Below are 11,833 nucleotides of genomic sequence, written 5' to 3'. Positions count from 1 at the left end.
TATACCATATTTTATAACCAAACTGGTGTTTGCAATAAGGATTAAAAAGAAATTTTTGCACCAGGAGTAATTTTATCATTTAAATAGTGTTGAGGATCTGTGCTGAGTATGCGAACAACTCGCAAATCCTGCTCTGCGGTTTTTTCGACCATTACCGGAATCCCTTCATATGTAACAAGCATCTGACCAGGTTCGGTTTGTGCTTGTTCCGGAAACACTAATTCATGAGGCATCATCGTATAAAGAATCATTGTAGTAACCCCTCATCCTCTTTCTTTTTCAAATCGATCAGTTCATTTAGCTTCTTCATCGCCTGACCAATCCCACCGACTTCATCGATTAATCCGTACTCCACCGCGTCAATGCCGATAACATTGGTGCCGATATCTCTTGTCAAATTACCCTTTGCAAACATTAAATCTTTAAACTTCTCTTCGGTAATTTTCGAATGTTTTTTAACAAAATTCACCACTCGTTCCTGCATTTTATCCAGATATTCAAAGGTCGCTGGGACACCTATCACCAATCCTGTTAAGCGGATAGGATGAATGGTCATCGTCGCCGTCTCTGCAATATAGGAATAATCGCATGATACGGCAATTGGCACACCTATTGAATGTCCTCCACCTAATACGATTGAAACAGTTGGCTTTGATAAGGAAGCTAGCATTTCCGATATAGCTAGACCTGCTTCAACGTCACCGCCCACGGTATTGAGAATGACAAGCAGTCCTTCAATTTTTGGATTTTGTTCAATCGCGACAATTTGAGGAATTAAATGCTCGTATTTAGTTGTTTTATTTTGGGGTGGCAGCTGCAAATGTCCTTCAATTTGCCCGACAATAGTTAAGCAATGAATTGTAGAATCTTGTGAAAGCTGTGGTACATTCGTTTGACCTAGCTGCTGTATTTTTTCTAAAAGACCTGATGTCTTTTCTTCATTTGGTTGGTCTTGCTCGTCCTTAACATCGTCTGATTGATTAAAGAAATGATTCATATCCAAAAGTCTCCCTTCACACAGTGATACTGTTAGTATAAACTCGGAAGATTTTTTCATTCTGAGAGTATGAAAAATAGCTATAGTTGCCCGCTTCTAGCACTTTCTCTCTGTCAGCATTAAAAAAGTGCCCAATTGACGTTTGCAATCAGGCACTTCAAGTTTAGATTTCCATAATAATTGGCAGAATCATTGGTCTTCTTTTCGTTTTTTCAAATAAATATTGGTTTAACGTATCACGCATTTCTTGCTTTAATGTCGTCCAATCGAAGGAATCCTTAGAAATCGTTTTCTCAACAACATCGCGAACTCTAGCAGTCGATTCTTCCATCAGCTTTTCCGACTCACGCACATAGACAAAGCCTCTTGAAATGATTTCAGGACCTGCCGCAATCGTTTTATCGCCTTTATTTAATGTTACAACGACAATGAGTATTCCATCCTGTGAAAGCAGTCGACGATCGCGTAAAACAATATTGCCAACATCGCCAACACCAATCCCGTCTATTAAAACATTTCCAGCTGGTACTTTAGCACCAGGCTGTAACTTACCATTTTTTATCTCAATTACTTCGCCTTTTTCTGGAATATAAATATTTTCCTCAGGAATTCCGCACGCTTTTGCCACCTTAGTGTGCGCATGAAGCATTTTATATTCACCATGAATAGGAATGAAAAACTTCGGTTGCATTAAATTGATCATCAGCTTTAATTCCTCTTGGCTACCATGGCTAGATACCTGGACAATTTCACGTCCAGAAATCACGTTTGCACCTGCTCGATACAACATATCTATTGTTTTGGACAACAATAATTCACTACCACGTAATGGAGATGCAGCAAATAAAACGGTGTCACCTTGTTGGATATTTACATGCTTATGGGCCTGCTTGGCCATTTTTTGAAGCACCTCAAGCGGTTCTCCCTGGCTTCCAGTTGTAAGGACCATAATCTCTTCATCGGAATACTTCTTTACCTCGGCAAGCGGAATGATAATATCATCTGGTACTTGAATGTAACCAAGATTAAGGGCAATATCAAAAACTCGCTTAAGGCTCTTACCGACAACCGCTACCTTGCGGTTAGTCAGATGCGCCGCATCAAATAAATGTTGAATCCGATTCAAATCAGATGCAAAGCATGCCGCAATAATTCTTCCATGTGCTGCATAAAAAGCATCATTCATTTCCCGAACAACCTTTGCCTCGGTTGGAGTATAGCCCGGCTTTTCTGCACCCATGCTATCAGATAGAAGACAAAGAACGCCATTTTCACCGATGTTCGCCATTTTGCCAATCTCTGGCTTGTAAAGTTGAGTAGCTGCTTGGTCAAATTTAAAATCACCAGTATGGACTATTGCCCCTTGTGAGGTCTGAAAGCAAATCCCAACAGAGTCAGGAATACTATGATTTGTCCTAAAAAACGAAACTTCAGTCGTCTCAAACTTCAAAACAGTTTCAGAAGTAATTTCATTGAAATCGATTGAACCTCGATATTCTTGCTCAGTTAACTTTGCTTGCGCTAAAGCTAATGTAAGCTTCGTTCCAAACACAGGAACAGAAATACTATTCAACAAATAGGCTAAAGCCCCAATATGATCTTCATGACCATGTGTTAAAAAGCAAGCTTTAATTCGCTCTTTATTCGATATCAGATAGCTTATCTCCGGTATTACGATATCGATTCCAAGCATTTCATCCTCAGGGAACATTAACCCCGCATCAACGATAAAAATATCCTCATCAATCTCGACTACATACATATTTTTACCGATTTCTCCTACTCCCCCTAGAGCAATGAGCTTAATCAATTCATTTTTGCTTTTATTCAAGTCTGTTTCCTCCTAAAGTCTATCGCCCGACCATAATATATTACCGTTATTATACTTGAAGGAAGAAAGCCTTTACAACCTTTATTACTCGGCATTTGGAAAGGATTTCAATTTAGTTTACGACACAAAAAAGAGGCTGCACGGTGACAGCCTCTTTGCTTGAGATAAAATTATGACAATAAATTCGCTACCGCTAGACGTTCTTGTTCGGTTAATGGAACAAGTGGTAAGCGGACAGACCCAACATCAAGCCCCTTTAATTGCAACGCTGTTTTCACAGGGACAGGGTTTGGCGCCTTAAACAATCCTACCATAACCGGCAATAATTGCTGATGCAGCTTGGCAGCTTTTTCACGCTCACCGTTTAAAAACGCTTGGACCATCTCTTGCATCTCTTTGCCAATGACATGGGATGCAACTGAAATGACACCAGCTCCGCCAATGGACAAGACTGGTATCGTCAAGCCGTCATCGCCACTGTAAAGGTGAAAGTCGTCAGCTGTTTCAGCAATAATTTTCGTCATGGCATTTAAATCTCCACTGGCTTCTTTTACTGCAACAATGTTTGGAATGGCAGATAAGCGGATGATCGTCTCGGGTAAAATATTAACAACTGAGCGGCCAGGAATATTGTATACCATTACAGGGAGGTTCGTACTTTCAGCAATCGTTTTAAAATGTTGGTACAAGCCCTCTTGATTTGGCTTATTATAATATGGGCCAACAAGCATGATCGCATCCACACCAACTTGCTCTGCCTTTTTAGTTAACTCAACTGATTCATGTGTATTATAGCTTCCTGTTCCAGCTATTACTGGTACTCTTTTGTTAACAACCTGAACAACATGCTGAAACAATGCTACCTTCTCTTCCTTTGAAAGAGTTGGTGATTCCCCAGTTGTACCAGCGACAACCAATGAATCAGTTCCGTTCTCAATTAAGTAATTCACTAGCTGCGTCGTTTTTGTAAAGTCAATATGCCCGTTTTTATCAAATGGGGTTACCATTGCGGTGGAAACCCGACCGAAAATAGTCATCTTGCCACTCCTCTTTAACAATCTATTTCGGAGCTTTGCCCCTTCTCTCGTAAAAATAACAATTATTCATGTTCTGTAACTTCATTTTCTAAACCAAATGCATCATGCAATGCATTCACGGCTTTCTCTAAGTCAGTTTGCTTCACAAGTACCCAAATGGTAGTGTGACTGTCTGCCGATTGCAAAATTCTTATTTCCTGTTCAGAAAGCGCGGTCACGATTTTCGCGGTAATCCCTGGTACGCCTGCCATCCCTGCACCTACCACGGAAACCTTCGCACAGTTTTTTTCAACTGTTGGCTCATGCCCCATCGCCTTTAACACAGAAACGGCACGGTCCGCCATTTCGTCTGTAACCGTGTAGACCACTCCGTTTGGAGAAATATTGATAAAATCAACACTGATATTTTCATTGGCCATCGCCTTAAAAACTTCAGCTTGAAGATTGTACTGGTCCTTTTTAGCAAAGACTTTGATTTGCGTCACATTCGTCACATGCGCAATCCCCGTTACCGGTCGCTCTCGTAAATCGCTACCATGGTTGTCTCGATTTGCGGTAGTCACAAGTGTACCTGGGCTATCGCTGTAAGTTGAGCGAATCCGAATTGGAACCTTCGCCTGCATCGCAATTTCTACTGCACGTGGATGAATGACCTTCGCACCCTGATACGCCATATTGCACACCTCCGTATATGTTACAACGGATAATGGCCGAGCATTTTTGGCTATACGCGGGTCTGCCGTCATAATCCCATTAACATCCGTAAAAATATCGATTACCTCAGCTTTAATCGCAGCACCAAGAGCGGCAGCAGATGTATCACTGCCACCACGACCAATTGTCGTAATATCACCGTTTTTAGCAGCCCCTTGGAAGCCTGCAACAACAACTACCTCTGCATCCTCAAGCTCTCTTAAGAGGCGGTCACATTTCATTTCAATGATTTTTGCATTATTATGTTCGTTGTTTGTGATGAATCCAGCTTGTGCGCCAGTAAGAGAAACAGCTTTGATTCCATTTTCCAAAAGCATATTGGTAAACACTACACTTGAAATCATTTCACCGCAGGATAGTAATAAGTCTAGCTCCCGTTTGGAAATTTTGTTTTCACTTCCTCCGATTAAAGAAAGAAGCGTATCAGTTGCGTATGGATCGCCGAGGCGTCCCATTGCTGATACCACTACCACGACTTTATAGCCATCCTTTAGTGCTGCTTCAATATGACGTTTTGCATTTTGTCGGCCATTCTCGTCTCGTACGGATGTACCGCCAAATTTTTGTACAATCATTTTCATCGTAACACCTTCTAGTTGTAATAGTTAGACCAAACCGACATGCACGGATAGTTTAGTCGATCGAATTTATCGCGACTTTTAAACGACAGTGCAGCTGGTTTGGTTTAACAAAATGATTATTTTTCCGCCACTAATCCTAATTTAATTAAGCTTTCAGCAATTTGAACTGAGTTCCAAGCTGCACCTTTAAGAAGGTTATCGGATACGACCCACATATGGAAGCCTTTTTCTTCGTCTAAATCGTTGCGAATACGACCTACGAATACATCATTTTTACCAACGCAATCCGCAGGCATTGGATATACTTGCGCACTTGGATCATCTTGAAGCACTACACCTGGTGCGTTTTCTAATAACGCCTTGATGTCTGATGCTTTTACGCCTGTCTCTCCAATTTCAAAATAAACGGATTCAGAGTGACCAACTGCAACTGGAATACGCACGCATGTTGCTGCTACAGAAAGCTCTGGCAAGTGCATGATTTTTTTAGTTTCATTGATCATTTTCATTTCTTCATAAGTAAAACCGTTGTCTTGGAACTTATCAATTTGCGGAATCGCATTGAAAGCAATTTGATAATGTTTTTTGTCAGATTTTACTGGAAGAACCTGTGGTTCAAATTCTTCGCCATTGATGATTGCTTTTGTTTGATCATTTAACTCTTCAATCGCAACTGCACCAGATCCTGATACTGCCTGATAAGTTGAAACGATTACTTTGTTAAGGCCGTATTTTTGTCTAACTGGCTCTAATGCAACAACCATTTGGATAGTGGAGCAGTTAGGATTCGCAATAATCCCGTTATGCTTGTGAAGATCGGCTTCATTTACTTCAGGTACAACTAGCGGTACGTTTGGATCCATACGGAATGCACTTGTATTATCCACACAAATAGCACCACGTTTTGCAGCTTCTGGCGCTAATTCTAATGAAACGCTACCACCTGCACTGAATAAAGCAATGTCGATACCTTCAAAGCTCTCAGGCTTCGCTTCTTGAACCGTAATGTCTTGACCATTTACAGTAACAGTTTTCCCAGCAGAACGTGCTGAAGAAAGTAGAGTTAAATTTGCGATTGGAAAATTTCTGTCTACAAGAGTTTTAATCATTTGTTGTCCAACTGCCCCAGTTGCACCAACAACTGCGACATTATAACCTTTAGTTTGGCTCATGGATAGAGTCCCCTTCCCGTGTCAATAAGTATGATTTTTCTAGCATTAGCATTAAATATGTTTAATAGTGAGACGGCGCCTTTAACTCTTTAAAGGGATGCCGTCATCAAATATATTATCATTTATTTTAACATAATGAGTTCATTAAGGTATCATCTTTTTGAATGATTACTAGAAAAAGCACGAAGATTCTGTTTAGTCACGGTATTTTTCAACTAAAACGGGTTGGAGCTGTCTACCTTCCATTGCCGCTAAAATCGCTTGATCTGTTAGTGACATTCTCGCCACCATAGAATTTGGTTTTTTTACCGGGTCATCTTGACCAAATGGGATAAAATAAATATTTTTAGTTGTCATCAATCTCATCAAATTGACTCCATTTAAACCTAAAGCGTCATTTGTTGAAATACCTAATACAACTGGCTTACCATTTCTGAGTGTAGCTTTAGCAGCCATTAATACTGGACTATCCGTCATGGCATTGGCGAATTTACTCATTGAATTCCCTGTTAAAGGAGCAATAACCATGCAATCAAGCGGAGTTCTAGGTCCCAGTGGTTCTGCTTTAACGATAGAATCAATGACTTTGTTCCCCGTTACAGCTTCAATTTTTGCAATCCAATCCTCACCCTTACCGAAACGTGTGTCTGTACTCTTAACGGTAAACGTGACAACAGGCATCACTTCTGCACCTGCTTTCACCAGTTTTTCTATTTCAGGATAAATTTCCTCATATGTGCAATGGGAGCCAGTAATCCCAAAACCAATTCGCTTACCTTTCAAACTCATTTTTCTTTCCCCTTCCGTTCCATAAGATCATCCATCAGCAGTTGAATCAGAACACCTGCAAGGATTTGCCCAGCCGTTTTCGGGGCAACAATACCAGGTAAGCCTGGCGCTAGAATTGCTTTAATCCCTCTTTTTTCGGCATAGCGAAAATCTGTCCCACCAGGCTTTGAAGCTAAATCTAGAATCAACGTATGAGCCGGCATTTTTGAAATAACAGAGGCAGTGACAATTTGATAAGGAATGGTATTGATGCAAATATCTGTATCTTTAACATATTGTTGAATATCCTTTAATAAAAATGGAGTTAGGCCCATTTCTGTGATTCGAGCAATATGTTCACTTTTTCTTGCTCCTACACTAACTTTTGCTCCGAGTGCATGAAATGTTCTCGCAACGCTCATTCCGACTCTACCTAAACCCAATACAGCAATATTTGAGCCGTGAATCGTAAAATCAGTGTGTTGAATCGCAAGCATGATCGTACCTTCCACGGTTGGAATCGAATTGTAGATTGCGACATCATCCCGTTCAAACAATTGAACTAAGCGGCGATCGGCTGCTTTGACGATTCCATTCAAATAACCATTGCTGATACCGGAATAAATCGTACAATGCTCCGGGGTCACCGAAAGCATCTCTTCAGTCAACACAACCTTTTCATTTGAAAATATAGTTTCTATTTGTCCATCCTGTGTTGTCCCTGGAACAGGCAAAATGATTGCATCCATTGTGGAGAAATCCAGATCATCGATTTTTTCTTTAATCGCTCCTGTAAAGGCATGGTCTAGCTGTTCGAAACCAATTAACGAGAGCTTTGCATCCATTTCCGTCAGTTTCCTGATGATCTCGAGCTGTCTTGCATCGCCGCCAATGACTGCGATTTGCAACCCTGTCAGCATGAGAATAATCACCTTCTTTTTCTAAAAATCCAAACAGGAATTGGTTTAACTTCAGTATTTTATGAAAGATAAGGTGAATCGGTGAGTTCCTAATTGAAAGACATGGATAAATAGCATGTGCTTTTATGTAAATGGGCGTGGACGAGCTAAATTCCCCTTTATTCACCGCCTTTAATCGTCAAAAAAAGAAGACAAGGCCTCGTGATCGCCCTGTCTTCCGTTCCTTTTACTATTCAATTTCTTCTTCAGGAATATCAATGATGATCATATCATTGCCGATTTTTTTAATATGCCGCCACGGGACGCGAACTTCGTTACCTTGTTTCCTCAGGCCAAACCATTTTAGGGTTGGAATTAACAGCGCTTCGATTTGCCCCGTTTGCTCATTAATCTCTAGGTCTGTTTGGCCTAAAACACCCAAGCGTTCAGCCCTTTTTACATCAACGATTTCTTTTCCGCTTAAATCACTGAGCTTCATGGTCTTTGCCTCCGTTTCAATGTCCTCTTTATATATGTATCGAACAAGGTGGGGTTTTAGACTAGAAAAACTCTCTATGATCTCGAAGGACCTACATATAGTTACCTTTGGTGGGTTTTTCAAAGCCTTATGGGTGGGAATGATTGGCGAGCTATCGTTACTCTCAGCGGGTTTTCTTGCGCCTCTCGGGCACGATAGACCAGCTATCGTTACCGCTATCAGGTTTTTTCGGGATTATGGGCACGGTAGACGAGCTATCGTTACCGTCATTGGTTTTTTTGGCACCTATCAAGCACGGTAGACGAGCTATCGTTACCATCATCGGTTTTTTTCGTGCTTATCGGGCACTATTGACGCCCTATGGTTACCGTCATCGAGTTTTTTCTGGCTTATCGGGCATCATTGACGCCCTATGGTTACCGTCATCGAGTTTTTTCTGGCTTATCGGGCATCATTGACGCTCTATGGTTACCGTCATCGAGTTTTTTCTGGCTTATCGGGCATCATTGACGCCCTATGGTTACCGTCATCGAGTTTTTTCTGGCTTATCGGGCATCATAGACTCTCTATGGTTACCGTCATCGGTTTTTTTCATGCTTCTTGGGCACCATAGACTCTCTATGGTTACCGCCATTAAGTTTTTTCAGGCTTATCGGGCATCATTGACGCTCTATGGTTACCGTCATCGAGTTTTTTCTGGCTTATCGGGCATCATTGACGCCCTATGGTTACCGTCATCGAGTTTTTTCTGGCTTATCGGGCATCATAGACTCTCTATGGTTACCGTCATCGGTTTTTTTCATGCTTCTTGGGCACCATAGACTCTCTATGGTTACCGCCATTAAGTTTTTTCAGGCTTATCGGGCATTATTGACGCCCTATGGTGATTACCATCATCGAGATTTTCCTGCTTATCGGGCACGGTAGACGCTATTTGCCAAAATCAAAAAATGACGCGCCCTCATAAAAACTGGGCACGTCATTTATCAAAACTAGTTATTTGATTTTCGGTAATTCCCCATCTGGACTTACTAATGCTAAGGAATACTGGTCGTTAAAAATGGAGTTAGCCATTTGATTTACGGCGTTTTTCTCGACCTTATCGATTTGCTCGATGATTTCGTCAAGGGAACGGTGTCTGCTTAACAATAGCTCATTTTTACCGTTGCGGCTCATACGGCTATTCGTGCTTTCAAGGCTAAGCATTAAGCTCCCCTTTAACTGTTCCTTACTATTATTAAGTTCTTTTTCGGTAATACCGGTTTCTTTTAGTTTCGTTAAAGTTTCTTGAATCGTTTCAAATAATACATCTAACTGTTTTGCTCCTGTACCACCGTAAATGGTCACAATCCCACTATCCTGATAGGCGGAATGGTAGGAAAATACAGAATAAGCTAAACCACGCTGCTCGCGAACTTCCTGGAACAAACGGCTGCTCATGCTGCCACCTAAAATATTATTTAAAACAATTAGTTCATAAATATCGTCATGCCCTACTTGTAAACCATTGAAACCAATGCAAAGATGTGCTTGTTCGGTTTCCTTTTTACGTGTAATTTGGTTGACGTTAAAATCCGGTTTTACATCAGACTGAACAGCTCTTTGGCCTTCGTAGGAACCAAAGTAAGACTCAACCTCTTTAATGAAGGTATCAGAGATGTTACCAGCAATTGAAATGACAACATTTTCAGGTGTGTAGGCATCCCTCATGTATTGCTTTAATGTTTCACCAGAAAAAGTTTGCAAAGTATCCTCTGTACCTAGAATTGGATAGCCAAGCGGATGATTTTGATATACAGCTTTACTGAGCAAATCATGAACGATATCATCCGGTGTATCCTCATACATTTTAATTTCTTCGTAAACAACATTTTTCTCTTTCAGTAATTCCTCTTCATCAAACGTCGAATTGAAAAACATATCTGCCAATACTTCCAAAGCAAATGGTGCATGGGTATCCAACACCTTCGCATAATAGCAGGTATACTCTTTGGAAGTAAACGCATTTACTTGACCGCCGATGCTATCAAATGACTCAGCTATTTCTCTAGCTGATCTTGTTTTTGTCCCTTTGAAAAACATATGCTCTAAAAAATGTGAGATCCCGTTTAATTCGGGGGTTTCATTTCTGGATCCTGTGCCAATCCATATGCCAATCGCAACAGATCGTACAGTTGGAATATTTTCTAGTACCACTCTTATTCCATTTTGACAAGTATATTTTGTAATCAAAGAAACTCCTCCCAGTCGTCGAAAAGCGGATGCGGATTGTTGATGTTAGAAAAATAAAAACCGATCCAACTAATTAATAAGTATAACTTATTATGATTTTTTTTTCCAAAATGATGTATTTTTCTAGTTAATTTGATTGGATTCGCTCTTCACTTAGCGTTTCCGACACCGTTCCTATTCGTAAATTCTTGCGATCCATGATGGTAATAAGGCGGTCGAGTGCCTTGGCAGTCGGAGCTGTTGGGTGCATGAGAATGAGTGCCCCAGGGTGAACCTTAGTTTCAACGCGTTGGATGATAGTCTCCGGGGCTGGTCTTTGCCAATCGATCGTATCAACGCTCCAAATGATTGTCCCAAGTCCTAGCACGTCAGCGATTTTTACTACTTCGTCACGGTAGCTTCCACTCGGAGGACCAAACCATCTCGGTACTTGGCCAGTTGTTGCTTCTATCACATCATTTGTTTTTTGCAATTGATTTTTTATTTCAGCCGCTGATAAATTTTTCATATCGGGATGAGTATAGGAATGATTGCCAATTTCGTGGCCTGCCTCATATATCATTTTTGTTAAATCTGGATTTTCCTTTGCCCAGCGCCCTTCAAGAAAAAAGCTCGTTTTTATATTATGCTTTTTTAAGGTTGCTAACATATCAGGCAAATACTCATTTCCCCATGCAACATTTATGATAAAAGCAACCATAGGTTTTTCTGGATTCCCCCGATAAATCGGTGATGCTTGCAAATCATCGAGGTGGACCTTTGGTTTAGTTTGTTTAAAGATTAGCATATCTTCAGTAAATTTACCTTGTTTCTTCATTTTTTGAAAAGATGCTTCGATGTCCACTTCACGCCCATTATAACCTGGGGTTGCTTTCCAAACCGAATCAATTTTGGCATCGATTGCCTTAACCTCATAAAGCTTACTCTTCTTTATTATTTCCTCATATAGTGGATTACTATGTTTATCAACGTGAACTGTCTCACCTTTCAGTAAGGCGACATATTGATCCGCTATCGGATTGTATACAATACATAATGTCGTGATAATAACGATCATTAATACATTCATTTTTCTCATTGTCATGCCCCCTTCATCATTAAAA

General features: G+C 40.6%; 11 protein-coding genes. All 11 read right to left on the bottom strand.

The window, feature by feature from the left end; genetic code table 11:
* Nucleotides 1–41: 41 nt before the first annotated feature.
* A complete protein-coding gene (locus FXW34_RS01485) occupies nt 42–251 on the bottom strand; it encodes a YlzJ-like family protein (RefSeq protein ID WP_147532188.1) in 210 nt (69 codons plus the stop codon).
* The gene (locus FXW34_RS01480) at nt 248–997 is read right to left on the bottom strand and encodes a ClpP family protease (RefSeq protein ID WP_147532186.1); all 750 of its coding nucleotides are present in this window, start codon (nt 995–997) and stop codon (nt 248–250) included. Before FXW34_RS01480 ends, FXW34_RS01485 begins: the two co-directional genes overlap by 4 nt.
* Before the next feature lie 163 nt (nt 998–1,160).
* Nucleotides 1,161–2,828, bottom strand: a complete 1,668-nt coding sequence (locus tag FXW34_RS01475; RefSeq protein WP_147532184.1) for a ribonuclease J — start codon at nt 2,826–2,828, stop codon at nt 1,161–1,163.
* 170 nt (nt 2,829–2,998) lie between these two features.
* Nucleotides 2,999–3,865, bottom strand: coding sequence for a 4-hydroxy-tetrahydrodipicolinate synthase (gene dapA, locus FXW34_RS01470; protein ID WP_147532182.1), 867 nt, complete (start codon nt 3,863–3,865; stop codon nt 2,999–3,001).
* Nucleotides 3,866–3,927: 62 nt separating this feature from the next.
* Nucleotides 3,928–5,160: an aspartate kinase gene (dapG, locus tag FXW34_RS01465; protein WP_147532180.1), complete on the bottom strand. Its 1,233-nt coding sequence runs from the start codon at nt 5,158–5,160 to the stop codon at nt 3,928–3,930.
* 116 nt (nt 5,161–5,276) lie between these two features.
* Complete coding sequence (gene asd, locus FXW34_RS01460) at nt 5,277–6,332, bottom strand: aspartate-semialdehyde dehydrogenase (RefSeq protein WP_147532178.1); 1,056 nt, start codon at nt 6,330–6,332, stop codon at nt 5,277–5,279.
* 195 nt (nt 6,333–6,527) lie between these two features.
* On the bottom strand, nt 6,528–7,121 hold the full coding sequence (dpaB, locus tag FXW34_RS01455) for a dipicolinate synthase subunit B (RefSeq protein WP_147532176.1): 594 nt from the start codon (nt 7,119–7,121) through the stop codon (nt 6,528–6,530).
* On the bottom strand, nt 7,118–8,020 hold the full coding sequence (gene dpaA, locus FXW34_RS01450) for a dipicolinic acid synthetase subunit A (protein ID WP_147532173.1): 903 nt from the start codon (nt 8,018–8,020) through the stop codon (nt 7,118–7,120). Before dpaA ends, dpaB begins: the two co-directional genes overlap by 4 nt.
* 229 nt (nt 8,021–8,249) lie before the next feature.
* Nucleotides 8,250–8,498, bottom strand: coding sequence for a YlmC/YmxH family sporulation protein (locus FXW34_RS01445; protein WP_147532171.1), 249 nt, complete (start codon nt 8,496–8,498; stop codon nt 8,250–8,252).
* Between the two features lie 996 nt (nt 8,499–9,494).
* Nucleotides 9,495–10,730, bottom strand: a complete 1,236-nt coding sequence (locus FXW34_RS01440; RefSeq protein ID WP_147532169.1) for a M16 family metallopeptidase — start codon at nt 10,728–10,730, stop codon at nt 9,495–9,497.
* Between the two features lie 127 nt (nt 10,731–10,857).
* The gene (locus FXW34_RS01435) at nt 10,858–11,808 is read right to left on the bottom strand and encodes a polysaccharide deacetylase family protein (protein ID WP_147532167.1); all 951 of its coding nucleotides are present in this window, start codon (nt 11,806–11,808) and stop codon (nt 10,858–10,860) included.
* Nucleotides 11,809–11,833: the final 25 nt, after the last annotated feature.

This window comes from Bacillus marasmi (assembly GCF_902168435.1).
Taxonomy (GTDB): Bacteria; Bacillota; Bacilli; order Bacillales; family Cytobacillaceae; genus Bacillus_BU; species Bacillus_BU marasmi.
The sequence above is the reverse complement of the archived record's forward strand: the minus strand, read 5'-3'. Positions and strand labels throughout refer to the sequence as shown.

What these genes read in the sequence shown, in the direction of transcription:
- FXW34_RS01485 (WP_147532188.1), bottom strand. Translation starts at nt 251, where the DNA reads ATGATTCTTTATACGATGATGCCTCATGAATTAGTGTTTCCGGAACAA.
- FXW34_RS01480 (WP_147532186.1), bottom strand. Translation starts at nt 997, where the DNA reads ATGAATCATTTCTTTAATCAATCAGACGATGTTAAGGACGAGCAAGAC.
- dapA (WP_147532182.1), bottom strand. Translation starts at nt 3,865, where the DNA reads ATGACTATTTTCGGTCGGGTTTCCACCGCAATGGTAACCCCATTTGAT.
- dapG (WP_147532180.1), bottom strand. Translation starts at nt 5,160, where the DNA reads ATGAAAATGATTGTACAAAAATTTGGCGGTACATCCGTACGAGACGAG.
- asd (WP_147532178.1), bottom strand. Translation starts at nt 6,332, where the DNA reads ATGAGCCAAACTAAAGGTTATAATGTCGCAGTTGTTGGTGCAACTGGG.
- dpaB (WP_147532176.1), bottom strand. Translation starts at nt 7,121, where the DNA reads ATGAGTTTGAAAGGTAAGCGAATTGGTTTTGGGATTACTGGCTCCCAT.
- dpaA (WP_147532173.1), bottom strand. Translation starts at nt 8,020, where the DNA reads ATGCTGACAGGGTTGCAAATCGCAGTCATTGGCGGCGATGCAAGACAG.
- FXW34_RS01445 (WP_147532171.1), bottom strand. Translation starts at nt 8,498, where the DNA reads ATGAAGCTCAGTGATTTAAGCGGAAAAGAAATCGTTGATGTAAAAAGG.
- FXW34_RS01435 (WP_147532167.1), bottom strand. Translation starts at nt 11,808, where the DNA reads ATGAGAAAAATGAATGTATTAATGATCGTTATTATCACGACATTATGT.